Genomic DNA, 23,399 nt, shown 5'->3' with positions numbered 1-23,399 from the left:
GGCTGACATGAAACTCATCCTCACCGCCGCCGTGGAAAACCTCGGCGAAGCAGGCGACACCGTCGAGGTCAAGGACGGCTACGGCCGCAACTACCTGCTGCCCCGCGGCCTGGCCATCAAGGCCACCCGCGGTGCCCAGAAGCAGGTCGACGACATCCGTCGCGTCCAATCCGCCCGCGAGGTCCGCGGCGTGGAACACGCCAACGAGCTCAAGCAGGCCCTCGAAGGCCTCGACAGCGTCTCGCTGACCGTGAAGACCCACGACTCGGGCAAGCTGTTCGGCTCGGTCACCGCGGCCGATGTCGCCGGTGCCATCAAGTCGGCCGGCGGACCCGCCGTGGACAAGCGCAACCTGCAGCTTCCGAAGGCCCACATCAAGGCCACCGGAAACTACCCGATCGCCGTCAAGCTGCACCCGACCGTCACCGCGAAGGTTCAGCTGACCGTCGTCGGTGCCTGACACCCGGCTTTCTCGACAAACGATTCCGCCGGTCGCCCTTTCCGAGGGTGACCGGCGGAATCGTCGTTTCGGGGTACTTCGACATCTCAGAACGTCTGGATCGGACCGGACCCGGTCACGTCCTCCACGACCTCGATCACGCACCGATCGACGCCGGGCCGCACGTAGACGGTACCGGTGAGCGTCCCCGATGTGGAGGCGGACTCCGTCTTGGTGGACACACCTACCGAGTAGTGCACCGGAACACGATCACCGGTCGCCTCGTCGGACATCACCTCCACCGAGGGCGTGCTGGTGGTCTCGGACGACACCCGCATCTCCTCGATGATCACAATGCCCCTACGTGCGTCGCGCTTGTCGGCGGCACCGTCGCAGTAGGTGTCGACGGCCTGCTCGTATCGAGACAGGTTGTCCGGTGAGAACGTGCTGCTGTTGACGATGAACTCTCGGACAAACGCCTCGTGGTCCTGCGGCGGCGTCTTCGCGGCATCCTCGCCACCGGCGAACACAACCACAAGTGTCACGGCCATCGCGACCAGCGCCGCCCCTATCCCCAGCCCGAGCCAGAGTGCGCCCCGGCCTCGGTTGGGCGACGGGGCAGGTGGATAGCCGGGACCGGGTGCATAATACCCGGGTATCGGCTGCGAGATCCCGTACTGCGGCGGCATACCGTACTGCTGGGTCGGCCCGTACTGTTGGGGTGATCCGTACTGTTGGGCTCCGGCCGCTGGGGGGATGTATCCCGACCGACCAGGCGGACCGGACGGTCCCCGGCCATACTGTTCCGGTCCGGTGAAACCAGTCATACCCGCAAGCCTAACCGCGAACCGCCACCGCACCGGCAGCCGACTACACCGGTTGAATGGTCCGGCGAAGTCCTACGGCCGCCCGGACGGTGTGGCGGCGTCCATCATCGTCCATGGCTCGACGACCGGCGACCGACGCCGTGGTGCCCATCTGCCCAGCCGGTCCGCGGCACCATCGAGGATTCCGCCCGCCGGATCGTCGTAACGGACCCCTCCGGCGCGGTCTCGATTCGGTCCGCTCGCCACACTCCCTGCGCCGGTTCTCACCGGGTCGTCGGCCGGGTGCCAGATCTGCCAGAGAACAACGACGCACAGCACGATGACCATCACGGCGCGGACCACGACGGTCGCGGTGAACCACTCGTCCGGGAGCCAACGACGCTCGGAGTCGAGAAACAGAGACATCCGGGGAATCCAGACGAGCGCGTCAACGATCATCCAGGTGAACAGAAGCCGGGTATGCGGGATCGCCAGAACCGCCAGCGGCACCAACCACAGCGAGTACTGCGGACTCCACACCTTGTTGATCAACAGGAATCCCGCCACCGCGAGGAAGGCGACCTGGGCGAGCCGTGGTCTGGTGGGTGCGCGCAGCACGATGATCGCCAACGCGATCGCGAGCAGCACCATACCCAGCAGCGACACCGCGTTCAGAAGGTCGATGTTCCACGTGAAACCAACGGAATCCGAGATGATCCGGTACACCGAATCGGGATCGGCCCCGCGATCGGCGTTGAAGCGGATGAACTCCAGCCACCCCGACGGGTAGAGGATCGCGATCGGCAGGTTCACGACCGCCCAGGTGGCCACCGCGGCAAGCGCCGTTCGTGTGAACTCCCGCACCGCACCCGCACGCCAGCACAGCAACAGCAGGACCAGTAGCAGAATGAGCGGATACAACTTGGCCGCCGTGCCCAGTCCGATGAAGATGCCGGCGAGCCACGGTTTCCGACGCGACCAGGACAGCAGCGCGAGGGCGAGTAATCCGGTGGCGATCGCGTCGAAATTGGTGAATACGTGCACCACGGCCAGCGGTGAGAGCGCCACGATCCACGCCGACCAGATCCTGGTCCGCGCCGTGAGCGCCGTCGCCCAGATGGTGATCAGCCAGAACGCGAGCAGACCCAGCGCGGCGATGTTGAAGTAGCCGACGGAGACGTAGGGAGCGGGAACTCCCCAGTTCTCGTGTGCGGCCTCCCACCACTGGGCGAGTTTGGCGGCGCCGTACATGTAGATCCCGGTGAGCACCGGGTACTCCATGTACCGCTTGACCTGCTCGCTCTGGCCGTCCTTCGCTCCGCCCTCATTCCAGAAGGTCTTGTACGGGAAGGTCTGGCCGCGATCGAGCTTCTCCGCCTGATAGAGCACCAGAACATCTGAGTAACACAGGTTGGTGAACTGACGCTGGTTGTCGTTGGTCAGTCTCGTCTCGGAACCCGCCGAGGTGGTGGTGGTCGTCGTGGTCTGCAGGCAGGCGGACTTGCCGAACCAGCCCAACGCCATCGCGCACAACGCCAGCGCCAGGACCACCCGCAGCGGGGTCACCCACCGACTTCGTCCCACGGCGGCGTGACGTCCCAGGCCACCACCGATCGCCGTCGCGGCGCCCGCCACAACGTCGTCGCTCCACGTGGGCACGACGCGATCGAGCAGGGTTCGGTCGTCCACCGCATACGGCCGTGGTGAGACGAAGCCTCCACCCGCGTCCACGTCGCCGGGCTGCCCGGGAACCAAATCCGTCGCCGAGGGATCCGCAGAAGGGATCCGTTCTGAACCAATCCCCGCGGGCCCGGACCCGGAACCGTCGTCGTGCGCGTCCGTCACCGCGCCGCTGTCCGTGTGGCCGTCATCGATCAGGGAAAGGGTGCCTCGACACCGTCATCGCCACCGGAGTTCTCGTTGCCCGAATTGCCGCCGCCCGAATTTCCGCCACCCGAATTTCCGTTGTCTGGGTTATCGGCGCTGGTGCCGTCATCACCACCAGCGCCTCCCCCGTTTCCCGAATCACCACCACCGGGAATCGTCAGGGTCACACCCGGCGCCAAGGTGATACCACCGTTGTCGTCGACCGTGGGAATCTGCGGTCCGCTGTTGCCGCGGTCCGGTCCACGCGGACTGGTGGTCGACGGGGCGTACGTCTCGGCGGGCGCGGTGTAGGTCACCGGTGGTGGTTCGTAGGGCACGCCTGCCTGGCCACCGACCGCCCCCGGTTCGGGGAAGTCCTCGAGCGGCTCACCCTCGAGCGCGCCGTCCATCGCTGCTTTCCAGATCTGCGACGGAAGACCACTGCCGTAGATGTTGGCGCCGCCATAGTTCAGCAGGGCCGTGCCCTTGTCCGTACCGACCCACACCGCCGTGGACAGCTGCGGGGTGTAGCCGACCATCCAGGCGTCCTTGTTGTTGCCGGTGTCGCCGAGCTGCGCGGTACCGGTCTTGGCCGCCGACTTGCGCGCACCCAGGTTCGGATCGGAGAGCGAGTTTCCGTTGGAGTAGCCCGCGATCGGTTCGAGAGCGGCGGTCACATTGTCGGCGACCTTGGCCGGGAACGCCCGCTTGCCCTTGTTCTTCTCGTGTTCGTAGAGCACCACGCCGTCGGATGTCTCGACCTTTTCCACGAAATACGGTTCGCGGTAGATCCCGGATGCGGCGAGGGTGGCGTACGCGGACGCCATATCGATGACTCGCGACGGATACTGACCGAGAACCACGCCGCCCTCAGGTGTCCCGTTCTCCTCCTGCAGCGTGTGCTCGATGGTGCCGAAGCTCTCGGCGACGCCGGCCCTGTGGGCGGCATCGGCCACATCCTCGGCGCCGTTCTTGAGGTCCATCATCAGCCGGTAGTACACGGTGTTGAGGGACATCTTCATGGCCGTGGCCAGGTTGCAACTGCCGCAGCTTTCGCCGTCGGAGTTGTTGACCGTGAGACCGCCCGGCGCGTTGTACGGCGAGGAATCGTAGATCTGGGACAGCGGAATCCCCTGCTCTAGGGCCGCGACCAGGGCGAACACCTTGAACGAGGAGCCGGTCTGCAGACCGGCCTGCGCGTAGTCCCAGCCCTGACCGTCGTTGCCGCCGAAATAGCCGCGCACCCCGCCCGTCTGGGGATCGATCGACACCACCGCGGTGCGTAGATCGTCCGGTTCGCCTTCGAGCTTGCCGTTGGCGGACTTGACCAGGGAAGTCTGCACCTGCGGGTCGATGGTGGTGGTGATCTTGAGACCCTCGGTGCGGATATCGTCATCGGAGACGACGCCGAGGCGGGTGAGTTCCTCCAGGACCTGCCGTTTGATCAGGCCGTTGGGCCCGGAGGTGGTGTCACCGTTGCTCTTGGGCTGGGACTTGGTCTTGGGAAACTTCTGCTCCGCGCGGTCCGACGGCGACATCGCACCGATATCGACCATGCCGTCGAGGACGTAGTTCCAGCGGATTTTCGCCGACTCCTCGTCGACGGCCGGATCCAGGCGCGACGGTGAGCGGATGATGCCGGCGATCAGTGCGCCCTCCGACGGGGTCAGCTTCTGGACCGGCTTGCGGAAGTACGCCTGCGATGCGGCGGAGATACCGTAGGCGCCGCGACCGAAGTAGATGGTGTTGAGGTAGGCGGCCATGATGTCGTCCTTGGACCACTCATTGGACATCTTGGTCGCGATCGCGAGTTCTTTGAACTTGCGCTTGTACGAGACCTCGTCACCGACGAGGGCGTTCTTGACGTACTGCTGGGTGATGGTCGAACCGCCGCCCGCCGAGTCGTCGCTGGTCACCTTACCCATGACGGCCCGGGAGAGGCCGCGGACGGAGAATCCCGAGTTGGTGCGGAATTCGCGGTCCTCGGCGGCGATCACCGCATCTTGCACCCAGGTGGGCACATCGGAGATCTTGACGTCGGTCCGGTTGCCCTCCTCCGGCACGATCCGCGCGATCGTCCGGCCCTTGGTGTTGACGATCGTCGCGACCTGCGCCTGCTTGATGTCTCCGGGGGCCGGCACGTCGGTGCCCACGTAGACACCGAGAAAGGCCACCACGCCGATGATCAACGCGACCGGGATCATCGCTCCGAGGAGACCGACGGCCCATGCCAGATACCGGTAGCCCGGCCGGCGATTGCCGCCTCCTGAAGCCGATGGACGCGCCGGTCCACTCGTGCTGCTCATGTCAACCTTCCCGACCGGTCGGCACCTCGCCGCCAGTTGTCCATCTCCCCGGCGTCTTCCACACCGTTGCCGTCTATCGCCCGGCCAACACCGATCAGTTACCACTGTGACGCACCGGACCGGCACAGGGCAAAGACCTGTGTACCGGGTCACGGCCGGACGACCACTCCGTCGTCCCGCGTGCGTCGTCCGCTGTTCGGCGATCCGCGTCTATTTGGCGACCCGCCGCCTGCGTGTCGACCGCGGCGGCAAACCCGCAACGTACGACTGCACCAGATGGTTCCAGCTACAGGTTCGGCAGACCTCTACGACATGTACGGAGAACTCCTCGGCGGAGGTGTCGAGGCGGGCGATCTCCTCGGCCGAGCGGGCCGAACCCGATACCTGGCCGAGTGTGTCACCGAACACCCAGGAAACCAGAGTGACCTGCTCTTTTCGGCAGATCGGACACATCGTCGACGACGGGCGTCCGTGAAATTTCGCGGCACGCAGCAGATACGGACTCGCGTCGCACACATCGGCCACGGCACGCCGGCCCGAGTGGACCTCCGCGAGCCTGGCCTTGCGCTGCAGAGCGTAGTCGATGATCTGGCGTTGCACGGCTTTCAGCGTACGTGGTCGGCCCACGCGTCGCCCCGGTACGGGCCCGCGACCGGCGGCTTCGGCGGTGATGACTTCCGCGCACCGACACCCGACCCGCACCCGTTCGGAGCCGCCACGGGGCGGCCGTATCGAAGACCTACGACACAACACGTCGAACCGATGTGGACGTGAACTATATCGGTGCGATACATTGAGCATTACATCGACACGAGCTGTTGTAGCGAGGTGTTGTGCCGACACGACACCGCGGGATCCATGAGATGGGGTGACACGATGCTCGAACTCGCAATACTCGGTTTGCTCATCGAATCCCCGATGCATGGCTACGAGTTGCGCAAACGGCTGACCGGTCTGCTCGGCGCATTCCGCGCCTTCTCGTACGGATCGCTGTATCCCACGCTGAAGCGGATGCAGGCCGAGGGACTGATAGACGAGGCCGTCGGACCGCTCGGACCCAAGGTCCGTCGGGCGCGCCGCGTCTACCAGCTCACCGACAAGGGCCGTGTACGCTTCGCCGAACTCGTCGCCGATACGGGTCCGCAGAACTACACCGACGACGGCTTCGGTGTCCACCTGGCGTTTTTCAGCCGGACACCGGCCGTCGCCCGGATGCGGATCCTTGAGGGCCGGCGCCGGCAGGTCGAGGAACGCCGCGAAGGGCTCCGTGAGCTCATCGGACGTTCCAGCCGATCCGGCGACCGTTACACCCGCCAGCTCCACGAACTGAGCCTGGAATCGAGCGAACGCGAAGTGCGCTGGCTCAACGAACTCATCGCGGCAGAGGCGTCGGACATGAACGATCCCGACACCCAGTACGCCGCGACGCAAGACCGGAGGCCTGCCGACCATCCCGAGGGACGCTCCCCGAGCGCCGACCCCGGCCTGGTCATCGCCGACTTCCATGAAACGGACTCACAGGAGAGCCGTGTCCGGGGCGTTGCCGCCCCATCCCAGAAGGAACCGGTTCCGCAGCAGTCCGCTGTGGCACCGCGAGAAGAAGGAGAACCCGACCGTGGGTGAGCCCAATAAGGTGCGCGTAGCCATTGTGGGCGTAGGAAACTGCGCTTCATCCCTGGTGCAGGGCGTGCAGTACTACAAGGATGCCGACGAGAACTCGACCGTTCCCGGTCTGATGCACGTCAAGTTCGGCCAGTACCACGTGCGCGACGTCGAATTCGTCGCCGCGTTCGACGTGGACGCCAAGAAGGTCGGCTTCGACCTCTCGGACGCGATCTTCGCGAGTGAGAACAACACCATCAAGATCGCCGACGTGCCGCCCACCGGTGTCACCGTCTCGCGCGGCCACACCCTCGACGGTCTCGGCAAGTACTACCGCGAGACCATCACCGAGGCCGACGGCAGCGGTGTCGACGTGGTGCAGGCGCTCAAGGACGCCGAGGTCGACGTCCTGGTCAGCTACCTGCCGGTCGGCTCCGATCAGGCCGACAAGTTCTACGCCCAGTGCGCCATCGACGCCAATGTCGCGTTCGTCAACGCGCTGCCCGTCTTCATCGCCTCCGACCCGGAGTGGGCGCAGAAGTTCCGCGACGCCGGTGTGCCGATCGTCGGCGACGACATCAAGAGCCAGGTGGGCGCCACCATCACCCACCGCGTGATGGCGAAGCTGTTCGAGGATCGCGGTGTGGCCCTCGACCGCACCTACCAGCTCAACGTCGGCGGCAACATGGACTTCAAGAACATGCTCGAGCGTGAGCGTCTGGAGTCCAAGAAGGTCTCCAAGACCCAGGCCGTCACCTCCAACCTGACCGGTTCGCTGGCCGGCAAGGTGCACGACAAGAACGTGCACATCGGCCCGTCGGACCACGTCGAGTGGCTCGACGACCGCAAGTGGGCCTACGTCCGACTCGAAGGCCGCGCCTTCGGCGACGCCCCGCTGAACCTGGAGTACAAGCTCGAGGTGTGGGACTCCCCCAACTCGGCCGGCATCATCATCGACGCCGTGCGCGCCGCCAAGATCGCCAAGGACCGCGGTCTCGGTGGCCCGATCCTCCCGGCCTCGGCCTACCTGATGAAGAGCCCGCCGGAGCAGATCGCCGACGACGTCGCGCGTGCGCAGCTCGAAGCGTTCATCATCGGCGCCGAGTAGATTTCGGCAGCCGCGGGACGACCACAGTCGCGCGGGATCGATCCGAGGGTTGGGGTGCCTTCGGAGAGATTCCGCGCGACTGTTCTGTTCGGGGCGGGTGTTTCCAGCCAGTCGCGTCATCGGAAATCGGCGACGTGCCCGGGCACCGTGCGGTGTGAACACGCACGTGCGCCATCCACAGGCGACGGCCGCCGTCATCGTTGTTTGACAGCCCCGTCACCTGATTTCCGGGATGCACCAGCCGCGCTGTTGACGGCCGACGAGGAATGAGCACTGCCGACCGTCGACGATGCCGACGACGCGGACCAGTTCGGAGCTGTGACGGAAGACCCGGAACCCGGCGCATCCCAAGGGCCTGTGATACCGACGAGACAAGCGAAACGGCGTTCGGGCAGCGGACCAGCCGCTACCGTAGGAGGGTGGGGTGCAAACGCTGGATCGCTACGGGACCTGCCGGAGTGGCCGACTTCGCGTTCGTCGATGCCGACGTGCCGCAGCCCGGACCCGGCGAAGTCACAATCGAAGTCCGTGCCGCCGGCGTGAATCCTGCTGATCTCAAACATGTTTCACGCGCAGCCAAATTTCCGGTACCGATCGGGTACGAGGTGTCCGGGGTGTTGTCGGCGATCGGGCCCGGCACCGAGATCGCCTCCGGCGGCGGCGCTGTCGGCGATGAGGTGCTGGCGTTCCGGGTGAGCGGCGGCTACGCGACGGCACTCACTGTCCCGGCCACGACAGTGTTCGCGAAGCCTCCGACGCTCGACTTCCCGGACGCGGCGGGTCTGCTGCTGGCCGGAGCGACCGCCGCCGACCTGCTGCGCGTCGCCCGGGTCACCAACGGCGACACGATCCTGTTGCACGCGGCGTCAGGGTCGGTGGGCGTCGCTGTGCTGCAACTGGCCCGCAGGCTCGGTGCCACGGTGATCGGCACCGCCGGACCCACCGGTCTGGCGCGCGTCGAGCGGTTCGGCGGGATCGCGATCCCGTACGGTGACGGACTCCTCGAACGGATCGAGACTGCCGCACCACAGGGACTCTCCGTCGCGCTGGACGCCGCCGGCACCGACGAGGCGATCGACGCATCCCTGTCCCTCGTCTACGACCGCTCCCGGATAGTCACCATCGCCGCCCAGACTCGGGCCGCGGCCGACGGATTCGTCGCCATCGGCGGAAACCAGCCCGACTCGATGGCCTTCCGTGACGAGATCCGAGGCGAACTCGTCCAACTCGCCGAACGAGCCGAACTGGTGGTGCCTATCGCCCGCACCTACCCGCTCAGCGAAGCCGTCGCCGCGCTCGCGCTGGTGGCCTCGGGCAAGGCGGGCGGCAAGGTCGCTTTGCTCGCCGGCAACGACACCGGTTCCGTCAGCTGAACACCTCTTCGACTGTCGTCACCGTAACGGCCTGGATGATCCACGTGCTCAATGGTGTGGTGTCCATAGTGATTGTTACCAGGTCACGGATGGCCGACAGCAACGCCAGATCAGCGTCGGCGCGCACCGTGTCGAGGTCGCCGAAGACCGGCAACATCGACGAACCCAACGCAGATGTCCGAGTGGACGCGGGTACTGACTGACTTCGGATCGCCAGGCAACCGATTCCGACTACGGTGATAATTCTAGGCCAGAGACGCCGGCCGGATCGACCTGGTCCCAACGCACACGCATGGGCACCAGTCGATTTTCGGCGAACGCGACCGGAACCAACCGCTGCCACGGATATCTGGCTGCAGAATGCGTTGAACTTAACGGCGCATTGGCAAGATACCAGCCAATTCCGAAGGTAACTGTTTTTGGCGCCTGAATCTGCAGCACAATTGCCGCTTCGGGGTATTCGCTGATTATTCTACGGATGTGGAGTGCCGACTCCTCACAGACACGCTGAAGAGAAATTCCGGCGCCCGAGTCCGCCACCAGCGGCCTTCCGCCACCTGGATCGATATGCGCGAACATCACCTGCCCGTCTTCGACGACCTTCGCAGGGGCCAATTGACCGTTGCGGCCGAAGCCGACCACTTGTGTCACTTGAGATCCAAGCTCCTGCTTAACATTTCGAACCTGGTCCGAAACATTGATACATAGGTGGGCGATCTTGACCGAATCGGGCGGCAGCCGCCTGCCCGGACCGAACTCTTTGACAATTTCGAGGTGCACTCCCATGTTCTCACGAGGGTCGGCCATGCGACCGGGAGTGCACGGATTGTAGGTTGTGGAGTCCCCGTGAAGAATCTTTTCCCACTTGGCTCGGAGGAGGTACCTCCACCTCGGTTTACGTTCGAGCGGAAACTCAAAGTCATGTAATTCCAACCGGCCCTCGCGCCGGTTCATATCAACAAGGACCGCTCCCCTCTCGGGAGACCAACCGTATCCGAGACCTACTGAGGCGGGAGCAAGAATATTGGGCGCATAGCGCGAGCCCGAGTCAGATCGGTCGTCATTCGCCGCGCGCTCCAGTTCAACGGAAATACGCTCAACTTGCCGGCGGACATCAATGATCCTCTCACCTTTGGCGATGTCGAAGGCCTCGGTTGCGCGGCGGTAGTCCATGTGGTCCGCTTCGGCTCGCCGGACGGCTTCTCGGTGGAAGTCGCGTACACCCTCAGGTAGGAGGCGAACGTGATACAAAGTGCCCGTTCCATGTTCGCGTCTCGATCGAGCTGTGATCGCGACGATGAGTAGCATCAGCATCGCGACAGCGACCACGACACGCATGCCATTGGTGACCGGCTGCGCCTCCCAGACCCAGGTCCTGCCTGCTTTGTCACTCTCCTCGGGAGCGGGAAACCAGTCCTCGAGGACCAGGGAGACCAGCGCGATCGTTGCTGCACCCAGGATCGAGATTGCCGCGGTGGACAGTGCTGGCGAATAGTAGCGATAGAACCTCCTGCGCACCCTGTTCGAGCGCCAACAGGCAAGGGCCAGTAATCCCACGACAACCAGAAGTGCAGTCACCGTAGCGAGGACCCACATCTCGCCTGTTCGCATACAACGCCTCCTCGGTTACGACATCGCCCCGTACGCCAAACGCAATGCCACTCACTGCACTGAATCCTCCACCCATAGTGGCGAGATCTGGAACTGTACCGTCCGATTCGGCCTTTTGGGCTACAGCGGCGCCCCCGATACGCGAATATTATGGCCGGGTCGGAGCACAACTGGACACATCTACCCTGAACGGACAGCGACTGCGCGATGTATTGGGTGATCATAGAGACCGGGTCCAACCAACGATACATCTTCGCCACCAACAAGCAGCGGCTACAGGTGGCGGCCTCGGCTGCGGTGTGGCAGCTCGGGTTCGTGTGGATCGAAGAGGCCATCAGGGGAGTCGCCCTCTCCTACTGCCGCGACCTCGCCGAGTTCGAGTACAACGCGCGGGACAAGCGAAGCGTGATGCACGTGGTGAAGGCGTCCGGCCGCGCCGTGCTGCTCGTCCACACCGCCGAGGACGGCAGAGCCATCATCACGGCCGTCACTCGCCGGGCACTCGAGGAGAAGACCGGTATCGACGTGTGGGGACGTGTCAGCGAGCCGATAGACGCCGGGTTCGAGACCGCCGGAGACAGATTTTTTGAGACGGACGTATTACTACGTGAGCAGCGGACCAAGCGGCTGCCCCCGACGGTCCGGTTCCCCACGTTGCCGTTTCATGAGCAGTGCGCGTACACCGGCCTGCCTGCGGCGACCGTCGGGAAGGAGGTCGTCGGCGAGAATCCGAAGGCCCGCTCTGATGTGACGGAGTTCTTATTCGAGAAGGCCACCGGAGCACGGCAGCGTCTGCTCAATGAACTGCACGGCGAGGAGGTCGGCCTCACATCCGAGGAGCAGACCACTGCAAAACGGTGCACCGTGCAGATGGACCAGATGTGGGACGGTGTGCGCAACAACGGCTGGGTGGCGGCGATCCATGCCGACGGCAACGGTATCGGCAAGATCTTCGCCAACCTGCGGATTACGTATCCGGATGGTCGCACCTTCGTCGAGAAGCAGAAGGAGCTGTCCGACGCGCTGGAAAAGCTGACGTGGAAGGCGCTCCGCGACACCGTGCTCGGTATCGACCGGACCGATCAGAACAAGGGACGCACGGTGTGGCCGAACAGGTCGATCCTGCCGATCATCGTAGGCGGCGACGATATCTCAGCAGCAGCCCATGGGGGAATCGCCTTCGAGTTCGCCGCGCTGCTCGTCGCCAATTTCGGCCACTACGCACGGGCCGACGAGCTAGGACTACCGTTCATCACGGCCTTTGACGATATCCGGGCGAAGCTGCCCACCCTCGACGATGTTCCCAAACAGCTCAGCCTCGCAGTCGGTTTGGTGTTCACCAAGCCAAATCATCCGTTTTCCCATTCGATTTCCTTGGCCGAGGAGCTGACGTCCTCGGCCAAGAAGCATTCGAAACGCCGGACGGGGGCCATCGACAGTCTCGTGCTGTACGAGTCCGCCGTACGTGGCCTCGCCGACATCCGCGACCTGATGACGATCCCGGAAGGACGGACCGAGGACGATGACACCAACCCGCCGACGACTGCCGAAGCACCGGGCAAACCTGTGTTCAGCTACGCAGGCAAGCCGATCATCGTGAACGACGAACACGGCGAACTGATGACGGTCGGTGAGGTCCGGAAACTCATCGATGAATTGAGTCCGCGCCCCGACGCGGATCGGCCCGCTGAGCAGCTACCCGGTCAACACCATGCGGCCGACTCGGTAAAGACACTGTCACGTCGGCAGATTCAGGATCTCCGCCCGGCACTGACCGAACCCAGGACCCTCGCCGGGGTCACCGATCAGCTCAGGTTGGTCCGCGCGCGAATCGACCTGTCCGGAAACCAGATCCCCGGCATCGTCGCCGAAGAACTGCGGATCGACCCCGCCGCGGGTAAGGATTCGACGATGTTCGTGACCGCATTGGATCTTGCGGTGGTCCGTGCGGGAACCGTCGAGGGTAACGCCCGGGCGAACGACGACAACCCCGTACCTACGGCGGCGACGACATGACCGGTACGGCAGTGCTCAACGTGTCGATCACGTTTGAGTCCGACTGGATTATCGGAGCCGGCTACTCCCGCAGCAAACACCTTGATCAGTCGGTGCTCGTCGATGACCTCGGTCTGCCCTATGTTCCGGCGAAGACGCTGGTGGGCTTGCTCCGGCACCGCGCTGCACAGGTCGCCGACGCACTCGACGAAGGCACCGCCGGAGTATGGCATCGGTGGCATACGTTCGTTTTCGGCAGCAAGATCCCCGACAACGAGACCGCGGCGTCGCATAGTCGCAATCGGCCGATTCCGGCAGCGCTGTTCTCACAGCCGCTCACGATGACAGCGGCATTCCACAAAGAATTCGAGGCCGGTTCCTTCGGTGAGCTGACGGCCAAGGAGTTGGCGCAATACTCGACCGTCATCCGGGCCTCGTCGGCTATGGATCGGGAGTCGGGAACCGTCAAGGCAGACATGTTGCGATTCGAGGAACGCGCACGCGGCGGCCTGACGGTGAGCGCCATGTGGGAACTGCAGGATTCCACAGTCGACGGGAACTGGCCCGCGCTGCTACTACTGGGGAGTGCGGCCAAGCTGGTGTTCGCGGTCGGCGGCAATCGGCGGCGCGGCGCCGGCCAGGCGACGGTGGACGTCGGTGTCACCGATGACGACCTCAAGAAGTACTTCACGAAAGTCGATAACGTCCCGCGACCGGAACGCAGGCCGATCGCTGCCGGCACAGCGTCCGGCGCGGCACAAGGTCGGAAATTCGATATCCGGATCACACTGTTGCAGCCTGCCATCATCGACGCGTCGGCAACCGCGAACAGCATCACGTCGAAGGCGGTGCTTCCCGGCTCGGTGTTGTTACCGATCGTCCTCCCGCTACTGACCGACGGTGACGACGTCGTGCGCGATTCGCTTCTGTCGGTGTCGGATGCGACGATTGAGGTCGATCGCTACCGTTCAGTGCCTTGGCCGGCGTCGTTGGCGATCGACAAGACAGCCGACGATCCCAAAGCCGAGAACATAGCCCGACTTCACGTCTCCAATCCCAAGAACAAGCCTGAACAGGACCACTATGTGGCCGCCGACGGTGCGTCGATATCTGCGGAGAAGGTGGAGCTGCGGCAACGGCTGCACGCTGTTGTCGGCGACGAGACGCAGGGTCCGGAGAACTTATTCTCCACCAATGCGTTACAAACGGGAACAGTACTTCGTGCCGAGCTGGATCTCAGCGAGGGCGTTTCCCTGCGAGACGATGTTCTCAGCGCGGATCGTCCGGTGCGGCTGGGCCGATCGAGCAAGGACGACTACGGCTCGGCGACCCTCACGGTGACACCCGCGGAGCGTCCCGACGAGCATCGGACCGCGGTCGACGCGGGTGAGAGTTTTCCGGTCTACCTTGAATCCGACGCGATTCTGACCCGGGACGGCGCCTATGCGCCGACCGCCGGGCAGTTGATCGCCGAGCTCAACACCCGGTTGACCGGCACGACACTGGCCATCGCCGAACCGGAACACGAAGCCGGACAAGGTGAGGCAAGCTTCCCGAATTGTGTGTCGGTGATCCGCATCGACGGCTGGCAAACTCGTTGGGGTGTACCGAAACCGAGCGTGCTGGGGTTGGCCGCGGGATCGGTGATCAGCGTGAAGGCCGACAGGGCCCTCACCGTTGCCGATCTGGCCACGCTCGACGCGGCGCCGGTAGGTGTTCGTACGGTGGAAGGCAAGGGCCGGATACGTGTCGCCCCGCAGTGGCTGCGAGCAGCAGCTGTGGACGTCCCCCTGCGAACCAATCGACCCACACCGGCCGAACCTTGGGGTGACGCCGCAGGCACCGTGAATATCGGCCCGATGGTCAGTTCCTGGCTACGCGCCAAGATCGACGACGCGGCTCTCCGCGCGGCACTCGACGACGGCATCAGCAACACCTATATCCCCAATACCGTCACCAATACACAGCTTGGTGCCCTGCGCGCGCTGGTGGCGAACCTCCATACGCGTGAGGGACGTACCGCCTACGAGCGATGGTTGGACGATGACAAGCGAACCAAGGACTGGCCGGGTATCCCGGCGAGACTCCGTGCCCTTGAATCGGCAGCCGATGACTCCATATGGAGGGTCTTGTCCGAATCGTCCAACCCCGGCGCCACCGATACCGCGACGGCGCCCGGGACCGCACCAGCGCTACCGGTTCCCCACGATTCGCCTTTGCTCACCGACGATCTCAAAGTCACAGCGATTCAGGAGTTTCTGATCTACGCGATCCGTAAGCAAGCCCAGCTCAATCAGGCCCCCGAAGAGGTGTTATGAGCACCACTATCTTTGAACTCGACGGTGTGCTGCGCACACAGAGCCCGATGCACATCGGTGCCGACGCCGACGGCAATGCGGTTGATATGGTCCAGTTCGTCGATGGCCAGGGCCGGATCACCATTCCGGGTACCTCTCTTGCGGGAGCATTGCGGTCGGCGATGGGTTCCGACGCCGACGACACCGGGTGGGGCTCCGGGGGTCGAACCGGTGTCCATTCTCTCGACGGCCGGGCCAGCAACATCACCGTGTTCGACGCACCCGCCCGAAACTCTCCGACGCTGATACTGCGCACTCAGGTGGCAATCGACCGCAACCTCGGTACTGCTGCCGATCAGTATCTGTACACCCGCCAGTTGGTTCCGTCAGGCATCGACTTCGATGTACGAATCATCGTCGAAACCCGGGCCGGGTACTCCGCGGCCGACGCGTTGGACGATCTAACCCGGATAGTGCACCAGTTGTCGAGCAACGGATTCAGCCTCGGGGCGGCGACGTCTCAGGGCCTGGGTGAGGTGAAATTGCTGTCCTGCTTCACAGTCAAGGAACGTTCGCTGACCAAGGATTCGATCCAAGCGGCGGTCTTCGGGACGATGACCCGGAATATCTCGCACGCCAATGACGACCCGATTCCGGCGGGCACCTTACGGATCACCGTACCGTGGACTCCGCTGGGCGCGGTAATGAGCAAGGTGGAACTCGACGGAGGTGTCGTCAACGCATGTCCCCTCGCCGAGAAGGGTGCCGACGGCAAGATCCACATGGTTATTCCGGGTTCATCGGTCAAGGGAATGCTGCGGTCACACGCCGAGCGAATTGCCCGAGTCGCGGCCGGCATCAAGGATATCGATGAAAAGTTCATTGACCAGATGAAGGACCGTAGGCTTGCATGCATCGGCGACCTGTTCGGTCTGGCCGCTGATGAGCAAAGACCCGAGCTGCCCGGCCGGCGGGGGGTTCTCACCTGCCGGGAGGTTCGGACTGCCGCCGGTGCCGAGCCGTCTCTGTGGAACGCGATCCGCGGTGCCGCTGCCGACGCCATGCAAGGTCCGGCACCTGCCACACACAACGTGCAGGCCGGGGCCACCCATGGCGCCAACCTCCTTGAACTCGCCAACAAGGTCACCGACTTCAACAACGCCTGTCACGAACACGGTCTATGGCTGGACGTCATATCGCGAAACAGTATCGATCGTTGGACGGGTGGCACCGCCGACGGACGACTCTTCTCTACCATTGAACCTCACGCCGACTGGACACCGATCGTCCTCGACGTGGACATCGCACGCCTCCGGAGTCGCGCACGCGATCAGCCGGGCCTGGTTGATGCGGCACTCGCATTGGTTCTCTTCACCCTCATCGACGCCTGCTCGGGTCTGCTCTCCCTCGGATTCGGAACGACCCGGGGACTCGGCGCGTTCACCGTTGACCCCGAACAGGTCGCGTTCGCGAACGGCAGCACCGCGTCGACCGAACAACCCGATCCCGGCCTGTCGCCACCGGGAGACCACGCGGACGGCTTCAATGGAAAATCGCTCAGCGACGTGCTCGGTGATCCGGGACTCCTGGATACCTTGTCGGGGTCCTGGACCCGCATAGTCACACTATCGCAGGAGACTATCGATGCCTGAATCCGCCAAGCGCCTCACGATCACCGAACATCCGGGGCTCACTGCCGAGGAGTCCGCCGGTCTCTTGGCCGCCGATGGCGCCGTAGGCTTCATCTACTCACCCCGGGCGGCGCGGTTCGTGAAGCACCGGGACGGCGGTTGGCGGATGGCACGCCACACGTCCCGGTCGCATTCCACGTTCATAGAGTCGACCGCCGATTTCACAGACGTCTTCGAACTGTGTTGTTTCACCGCCGACAGCGAAGTCAGATGGGCACAGCACCGTGAGGGCAGGGGCACCGCGTATGTGCGTACCGAAGCGACCTCCGAATCGGGACCTGCCCCGTTCGGTCAACCGTCTGTGCACATGATCTGGGGGCAGGTGAATGCCGCCCGGGAAGTTCCCGAGGGCTGGACCAGCACCGAAAGTGGCCGGGTCGGGCCAGTTCTCGTTCCGGTCGCTACCAATACCGCATCATGTGACCACCTGTACATCCTGTCCCAGGAGTACAGCGATACTGACGACCAGGGGAACGTCTTTGTCTGCGATGTCCGGTACATCGGACTTTCCGCAACGATCAGCGACGGAGGAAACACCCATGGTTGAGATCCCCAACCCTCCGACCCGACCGGCCCCTGGCAACAACAACAATCAATTCGTCAACCCGTACAACTTTGTCTCAACCCCGACACGAAACCTCGCAGGCCAGTTCGGGGATGGACCGTCGGCATCTCACGGCACTGTCACTCCCGGCACGTACTCCGCCCGCATACCCGTCAGACTGACCACCAAGAGCCCCTTGCTCCTACCGGATCATCCCAGTGCCGTCCGGCAGGAAGGGGAACCGGCTACGTTGTCGACGCGCACCGACCCGGCGGGCACACCTATCCTCACCGGCTCTACAATCAAAGGCGTTCTGCGCGCATCCTATGAGGCTATCACCAATTCCAGGTACGGCGTCTTTGATAGCCGACATGAACTACCCGGTGCTATCCGGGCGTTGCCCAACGAGGCGCTGGGGCTGAGACCCGCCGTAGTCATACGTGGTTCCAACGGACTGATGGCAATGACGGTCAAGTCGTTGGTCCCACTCGGTGAGGATGGAAATCCCTATCCTGACATCACTCCTCAGCCCGCGGCATGGCTGCCAATCAGCAAAGGCCGATCATTTGCGCAGCGAATCCACCGTGCCGCATGGACGTTGGACAAGATGCCTGTCGTCGCCTGGATTCACCTGCAAAGGCACACGAACCCGAATTTTTACATGTGGCGTGTGAGCAATCTGGCCTCCGACTTCGATGCCCTGCCGGAATATCCGGACCCACCACCGCAGGCGCATCTGAACGAGGGCTTCGAAGCTGTCCGCGTTCGCGGCTACATACATTGGACCGGTGGCACCTTTGATGGAAAAAATGACGAACGACTGGTTGTCACAAAGGTATTCGAGGAAGACCATGCCTTCGCACGGGTCGACTTGGACCCGAAGACCATCAGCTCCGATAATGTTCGTGAATGGAAAGCAACAATTGACTCGTACGCACGTGCGAACGAGCATCGTTCCGAGGAGGCACAACAGGGCCTCGCCTCGTATATTCTGCGCAAAGACCAATGGAAGCTCGAGGTCGGCAGAACTCTGCATGCACGCGTCGAACGAGACCGGATCACCCAGGTGACGCCGGCGATGGTGGGACGTTCTGTTTTCGGAAATTCCCCACACGATCTCACTGCCGCAAATCATCTACCTGCCCAGACGCTCGGTGAATTATCGCCGGCCGACCGTGTTTTCGGCTGGGTTGCCGATGGTCGCGAGGAGCGGAGTGCGGCAGCAGTCAAAGGGCATCTGCGTATCGCACCGCCGCGTGTCACCCACTGCCCCGCCGGCGGTGCTGTCGAACACATCCCCGGTGGCCCGCTGCCGTTGACGGTTCTCAACGGGCCGAAGTCAAGTCAATACCGCTTCTACACCTCCGCCGCCGACAATGCGCCAATTGGAAGCGGTCCCCGCCGAGGTGTGAACGGATTCCGCGATACTGACAAGTTGCGTGGTCGCAAGTTCTACCTGCCCCATCGCGATGTGATCGGCGAAGCGCAGCGGGTGAATGACTACTGGCGCAGCAGGACGCCACAACAGAGGGTGCAGGTGCAAGGCCGCCATCGTTACCCAGAACATGTGGCGGTGGAGGGAACTCCGGCAAATGTCTCGGTATCGGTCACCGATTGGGTGGCGATCGGAGTCCAGTTCGCGACCGAGATCATTGTTGACAATCTCACCGCCACAGAACTGGGTGCGCTGCTGTGGCTGCTGGCGTTACCAGAGGACGCCGTGTACACGGTCGGGATGGGTCGGCCCCTCGGTTTCGGGGCGACCCGCATCGAGGCCATATGGGAACGTGTCCGCATCGAGGGCCCCGACGATATCACCGAACGCTATCGCTCACTGACGCGGGCGGCAACTCAGCTCGACGCCGCTCCCGACAGTGGCGCCACCGCGCAGGACCTCATCAATGATTTCGATCGCCTGCTGTTCGCGGACCAAGATTTGCGCGCAGTTCGGACCGAGTTCCTCAATGCCGTGATCGGTTACCGTGGCTTCCCTGTTCATTACCCGCGCGTTCGCACAGGAAATACCACACCACCCCGCAACAATGGCTACGAATGGTGGACAAATAATGAGACGCCGACCAACCGGAAGGCGTTGAAACGCATGCACACGAACCAGCAAGCACCGACGCTTCCCTACCTATAAGCGACCGACCCGGTTAGGAGGCCCTGATAGTGCCAATGTCGCTGAGAAACCTCACCCCTCACGACTTCGCTCTCTACGACGGCGACAACGCGGTACTGGAAGTACCGCGTAGCGGTCTCGTGTGCCGGATCGGGGAAGTATACACCCGCCGATCAACATTAGATATTTCCGGTGTCACAGCACCGGTCGGCGACATCGTGCAGAACACCACGTCATCGAACGTTCCGGACACGTCGGGTGGGATCATCCCCAGCGCGCACCTCACCGACCTGGCGGGCAATTACGTAACCGCGTTCCCCGACCCGGAACCCGATGTGCTGCTGCTGGTGTCTCGGCTGAGTGCGATGACACTCACAGACCGCGTAGATGTGGTGTTCCCCGCCGACGAGGTCCGGGACGGTGGGCGGATCGTCGGTTGCCGGACACTCGGCCGAATTGTTGTGTTACCGCAGGAGGATTGAGGATGATCACGCATTGGGCTGTTCCGGTTGGTGGCATCGACGCCAGGCATGTGAAAGACATCCATGTTCATGCGGTGGTCACATCGTGGCTCGGTCATGATCCGCTGGTTCCGTGGACGTCGGCGACGATGGTGAATATCGACGGTGTCGACGCCATTCACGTGGTCGGATTGTCCGACCGGGCAGATCAGATGCTCGACTCGGTTGCGGTGGCAACACGACCGGTGCGGCTGGGTTCACAGACCGGACATTTTCTGACCGACCCGATTCCGTTGGAAACGCGTAGTTACGAAGAACTTTTCGACTGTCCGGTGGAGGCCGCGCACTGTGTCCGTTTCGTGACACCCACATCGGTACGTGACGGGAATATTTCGTCGCCGTTCCTGGAACCTTCGCGGCTGGCGAAATCTGCGGTGAAGCGGTGGAACAAGCTCGTCGACAATCCGACGCTGCTGCTCGATCATAGACATGCCGCCGGGACGTGGGTCTCAGATCTGGACGGCCGTAACGGCATCGTCACACGACACCGTATCACCATCTCCGGCTTCGTAGGACGGATGCGATTCGTCTGCCCCACAAAGGATTCAGCACGACTGTTCAGTACCGTCTGGGCGTTCGCCGAACACGCCGGAATCGGCTCCTACACGACTTCCGGGCTTGGGAGGATTCTACGTGAACCTACCTGGCAGCCGACCAACGCTACTACGCCGCCGCGGTCGACGGAACCGGCGCCGGTGAGGTAGCCGACGATGCCGCCCACGTCTCTACGACAACGCGCGATCGCCCCTGACCAGTTAATGGCGGCGTGGCGGCGCATTCTGAGCAAACCCGGCGACAGGCCATCTGAGAAGGTGCAACGTTTCGTCGACGACGGCAAACTCGACATCCTCGCGTCCGAACTGGCCGCCGGAACGTACGAGCCGGTCTCGTTGACCCTGTTCGACGTCCCGAAAAAGGACGGGACCACCCGGGAACTGAATGTGCCGGCCCTGCGTGACCGGATCGCCGAACGTGCAATCCTCGACGTGGTCTCCCCATATGTCGATCCTCATCTGGGTCCGGCGTCGTACGCGTACCGGGAGGGGCTCGGTGTGGTGGACGCTGTTGCCGCTGTTGTCGGCCTGCGCGACGAAGGTCTCCACTGGGTGTTGCACGCCGACATCGACGACTGTTTCAACACCATTCCCCGTGACACGGCCGTCCGCCGGCTCAAAGCGCTACTGCCCGATGATTCACTCGACCCGCTGATCGATTTGCTCACTCATCGGCTCGTCGCCACCCGACGCGGCCTCAAGGAAACGCGCGGTGTTCCGCAGGGCACCGCACTCTCACCGATGCTCGCGAACCTGATACTCGTCGATCTCGACGACGCGCTGCTCGACAGGGGCCTACCGGTGGTCCGCTATGCCGATGACTTCGTTGTTCTCGGCGTTTCCCGCGACACGGTGCTGGAGGCGGCACGGGTCGCGACCGACGCATTGGAGGGGATCGGCATGTCGCTTGGTGAGGACAAAACCGAAGTGATGAACTTCGATGACGGATTCTGCTTTCTGGGCGAGGATTTCGGTAGCCGATACCCTCCGAGTACCGACAGCCACCGGGTGGAGGTACCGACAAGGCGCATACTGTATTGCGGCCGCCAAGGCAGTCGTGTGTTCACCAAGAATGGGCGCGTCGTCGTAGAGTCCAAGGACAACACCACGTTGGCGGACGTTCCAAAAAATCTTGTGTCACGGATAGTGTGCTTCGGAGCTGTCAGTCTTGCAGCCGGAACGCGGTCGTGGACTCTCGATGAGGGCACCGACGTGGTGTTTCTGTCACGGCGCGGAAACTATCAGGGGCAGCAACTCGCCGCGGCCGACGGCAGTCGCGTCGCTCGGCTGTGCGCACAGTTGAAGTTCGTCTCCGATCCCGCTCTGACTTTACCTGTCGCCCGTCGTATCGTCGACGCCAAGATCAGCCACCAGATCACCCTGTTGCAGCGGTTCACCCGACCCGAAGATGCGGAATCGGTCGAATCAGCGTTGCGGACCGCGCGGGAGATGCGGCGAATGCTGGTCGACGCGTCCACCGTCGACGAGGTTTTCGGTCTCGAAGGCGCGGCTGCCGGCGCCTACTTCAAGGCGTACGGGCAACTGCTACCCGATGACCTGGCATTCACGGTGCGTAGCCGCCGGCCACCGATGGATGTCGCGAACTCGGCGCTGGGGTACGGCTACGCCATACTGGTATCCGAATGCGTTTCGGCGCTCGTCGCAGCCGGTCTCGACCCCAACATCGGGGTGCTGCACAAGGCCAGTGGCCGCCGTCCCGGCCTGGCACTGGACCTGATGGAAGAATTTCGGCCCCTCATCATCGATCAGGTGGTGCTTACCGCCGCACGGCAGTTCGCGCTGACCGCCGAACACGGCTCGGCCATCACCGGTGAACGGGGTATTTACCTGACGAAGGCGGGAAAGAGCTCACTCGTACGCGCTTACGAACGGCGAATGCTGCAGGTCACAGCAGGAGCAATCCCAGGCTTCCGGGGCAGTTGGCGCCGGCACCTGTATCGGCAGGCGAAACTGCTGATGCGAACAGTCATGAACCCCGACGAGCAGTGGACCGGCCTGTCGTGGCGGTAACCGTTCTCGTCGCCTACGATGTCACCCAGGACCGGCGACGCGCCCGACTCGCCGCACTCCTCCAATCGTGGGGTGACCGCATCCAGTACTCGGTGTTCATCTGCCGGATCGGCACCGAACAACTCGGTCCCCTCACCGACGAAATCACCCGCATCGTCGACCTCGACGAAGACTCCATCTTCATCGTCCGCCAATGCAAAACGTGCTGGTCAGACATCGCCACACTCGGTCAAGGCGAACCCCCACGAACCGACCTCTGCTGGGAGGCGTTCTGACCGCGGAGGATGGTGCGCGGTCCGCCACACCCCCCGAGGTGTGTGCATTCGCTCTGACATGCGAAAACACGCTAATTAGGACCGAATATGTCCCCATTCGAACCAGCCCCTCGCAGGGGTGTGTGCAAACCCGCCGCATCGTGGCTGGTCAGACCCGCCAATTGCCTGGTACCATCAAGAGCCATGTCTCGCTGAACAGCGAATTGAAACCAGACGTAGCGGAACATCACCGTCGAATTTGAGTTCGAATCAAGAGCC

General features: G+C 63.4%; 19 protein-coding genes and 1 CRISPR repeat array (1 of these 20 only partly in view). Of the genes, 13 read left to right on the top strand and 6 right to left on the bottom strand.

Annotation, left to right across the window (positions count from 1 at the left end):
• Positions 1 to 7 precede the first annotated feature (7 nt).
• The gene (rplI, locus tag GII31_RS00620) at positions 8 to 460 is read left to right on the top strand and encodes a 50S ribosomal protein L9 (protein ID WP_213245847.1); all 453 of its coding nucleotides are present in this window, start codon (positions 8 to 10) and stop codon (positions 458 to 460) included.
• A gap of 86 nt (positions 461 to 546) precedes the next feature.
• On the opposite strand, the gene GII31_RS00615 is transcribed toward rplI, so the two are convergent.
• The 4 genes from GII31_RS00615 to GII31_RS00600 form a co-directional block, all read right to left on the bottom strand.
• A complete protein-coding gene (locus tag GII31_RS00615; RefSeq protein ID WP_213245845.1) occupies positions 547 to 990 on the bottom strand; it encodes a hypothetical protein in 444 nt (147 codons plus the stop codon).
• A 348-nt stretch (positions 991 to 1,338) separates the two neighbouring features.
• Positions 1,339 to 2,976: a glycosyltransferase family 87 protein gene (locus GII31_RS00610; RefSeq protein WP_407649866.1), complete on the bottom strand. Its 1,638-nt coding sequence runs from the start codon at positions 2,974 to 2,976 to the stop codon at positions 1,339 to 1,341.
• A 143-nt stretch (positions 2,977 to 3,119) separates the two neighbouring features.
• Positions 3,120 to 5,417, bottom strand: a complete 2,298-nt coding sequence (locus GII31_RS00605) for a transglycosylase domain-containing protein (protein WP_213245843.1) — start codon at positions 5,415 to 5,417, stop codon at positions 3,120 to 3,122.
• Between the two features lie 210 nt (positions 5,418 to 5,627).
• Positions 5,628 to 6,017 (bottom strand): DUF5318 family protein, encoded by a 390-nt coding sequence (locus GII31_RS00600; RefSeq protein WP_213245841.1) that lies wholly within the window; start codon positions 6,015 to 6,017, stop codon positions 5,628 to 5,630.
• Positions 6,018 to 6,293: 276 nt separating this feature from the next.
• Between GII31_RS00600 and GII31_RS00595 the strand changes: the two genes are divergently transcribed.
• The 3 genes from GII31_RS00595 to GII31_RS00585 all read left to right on the top strand — a co-directional run bounded on the left by GII31_RS00595 (position 6,294) and on the right by GII31_RS00585 (position 9,500).
• Positions 6,294 to 7,040 (top strand): PadR family transcriptional regulator, encoded by a 747-nt coding sequence (locus GII31_RS00595; protein WP_213245839.1) that lies wholly within the window; start codon positions 6,294 to 6,296, stop codon positions 7,038 to 7,040.
• Entirely contained in the window at positions 7,033 to 8,127 is a 1,095-nt protein-coding gene (locus GII31_RS00590) for an inositol-3-phosphate synthase (protein ID WP_213245837.1), read from the top strand. Before GII31_RS00595 ends, GII31_RS00590 begins: the two co-directional genes overlap by 8 nt.
• Before the next feature lie 419 nt (positions 8,128 to 8,546).
• Positions 8,547 to 9,500 (top strand): NADP-dependent oxidoreductase, encoded by a 954-nt coding sequence (locus GII31_RS00585; RefSeq protein WP_213245835.1) that lies wholly within the window; start codon positions 8,547 to 8,549, stop codon positions 9,498 to 9,500.
• Here the strand turns inward: GII31_RS00585 and GII31_RS00580 are convergent.
• Together GII31_RS00580 and GII31_RS00575 are read right to left on the bottom strand one after the other, a co-directional pair.
• A complete protein-coding gene (locus GII31_RS00580) occupies positions 9,493 to 9,657 on the bottom strand; it encodes a hypothetical protein (RefSeq protein WP_213245833.1) in 165 nt (54 codons plus the stop codon). The two genes, GII31_RS00585 and GII31_RS00580, sit on opposite strands and share 8 nt — an antisense overlap.
• 74 nt (positions 9,658 to 9,731) lie before the next feature.
• Entirely contained in the window at positions 9,732 to 11,111 is a 1,380-nt protein-coding gene (locus GII31_RS00575) for a hypothetical protein (RefSeq protein WP_213245831.1), read from the bottom strand.
• 216 nt (positions 11,112 to 11,327) lie between these two features.
• On the opposite strand from GII31_RS00575, the gene GII31_RS00570 reads away from it, so the two are divergent.
• Genes GII31_RS00570 through cas2 form a run of 9 tightly spaced genes read left to right on the top strand, consistent with a single transcriptional unit; the run spans position 11,328 to position 23,141 of the window.
• Complete coding sequence (locus GII31_RS00570; protein ID WP_213245829.1) at positions 11,328 to 13,127, top strand: Cas10/Cmr2 second palm domain-containing protein; 1,800 nt, start codon at positions 11,328 to 11,330, stop codon at positions 13,125 to 13,127.
• Positions 13,124 to 15,424, top strand: coding sequence for an RAMP superfamily CRISPR-associated protein (locus GII31_RS00565; protein WP_213245827.1), 2,301 nt, complete (start codon positions 13,124 to 13,126; stop codon positions 15,422 to 15,424). Before GII31_RS00570 ends, GII31_RS00565 begins: the two co-directional genes overlap by 4 nt.
• On the top strand, positions 15,421 to 17,055 hold the full coding sequence (locus GII31_RS00560; protein ID WP_213245825.1) for an RAMP superfamily CRISPR-associated protein: 1,635 nt from the start codon (positions 15,421 to 15,423) through the stop codon (positions 17,053 to 17,055). The genes GII31_RS00565 and GII31_RS00560 overlap by 4 nt, the downstream gene beginning before the upstream one ends.
• Positions 17,048 to 17,641 carry a type III-D CRISPR-associated protein Csx19 gene (csx19, locus tag GII31_RS22545; RefSeq protein WP_353735611.1) on the top strand — a complete coding sequence of 198 codons (594 nt, stop codon included), beginning with the start codon at positions 17,048 to 17,050 and terminating at the stop codon, positions 17,639 to 17,641. The genes GII31_RS00560 and csx19 overlap by 8 nt, the downstream gene beginning before the upstream one ends.
• Complete coding sequence (locus GII31_RS00555) at positions 17,583 to 19,781, top strand: TIGR03986 family type III CRISPR-associated RAMP protein (RefSeq protein WP_407649865.1); 2,199 nt, start codon at positions 17,583 to 17,585, stop codon at positions 19,779 to 19,781. The genes csx19 and GII31_RS00555 overlap by 59 nt, the downstream gene beginning before the upstream one ends.
• Before the next feature lie 35 nt (positions 19,782 to 19,816).
• Positions 19,817 to 20,242: a hypothetical protein gene (locus GII31_RS00550; protein ID WP_213245821.1), complete on the top strand. Its 426-nt coding sequence runs from the start codon at positions 19,817 to 19,819 to the stop codon at positions 20,240 to 20,242.
• Positions 20,243 to 20,244: 2 nt separating this feature from the next.
• On the top strand, positions 20,245 to 20,985 hold the full coding sequence (gene cas6 / locus GII31_RS00545; RefSeq protein WP_213245819.1) for a CRISPR system precrRNA processing endoribonuclease RAMP protein Cas6: 741 nt from the start codon (positions 20,245 to 20,247) through the stop codon (positions 20,983 to 20,985).
• A 6-nt stretch (positions 20,986 to 20,991) separates the two neighbouring features.
• Positions 20,992 to 22,866 (top strand): CRISPR-associated endonuclease Cas1, encoded by a 1,875-nt coding sequence (gene cas1 / locus GII31_RS00540; protein ID WP_213245817.1) that lies wholly within the window; start codon positions 20,992 to 20,994, stop codon positions 22,864 to 22,866.
• The gene (gene cas2, locus GII31_RS00535; RefSeq protein WP_213245815.1) at positions 22,857 to 23,141 is read left to right on the top strand and encodes a CRISPR-associated endonuclease Cas2; all 285 of its coding nucleotides are present in this window, start codon (positions 22,857 to 22,859) and stop codon (positions 23,139 to 23,141) included. Before cas1 ends, cas2 begins: the two co-directional genes overlap by 10 nt.
• A 173-nt stretch (positions 23,142 to 23,314) precedes the next feature.
• Positions 23,315 to 23,399: direct repeats of the CRISPR family, unit length 37 nt; unit sequence ATCAAGAGCCATGTCTCGCTGAACAGCGAATTGAAAC (it continues 672 nt past the right edge of the window).

The sequence above is a fragment of the Gordonia pseudamarae genome (assembly GCF_025273675.1).
GTDB lineage: Bacteria > Actinomycetota > Actinomycetes > Mycobacteriales > Mycobacteriaceae > Gordonia > Gordonia pseudamarae.
This window is presented reverse-complemented; position numbering and strand designations above follow the sequence as displayed.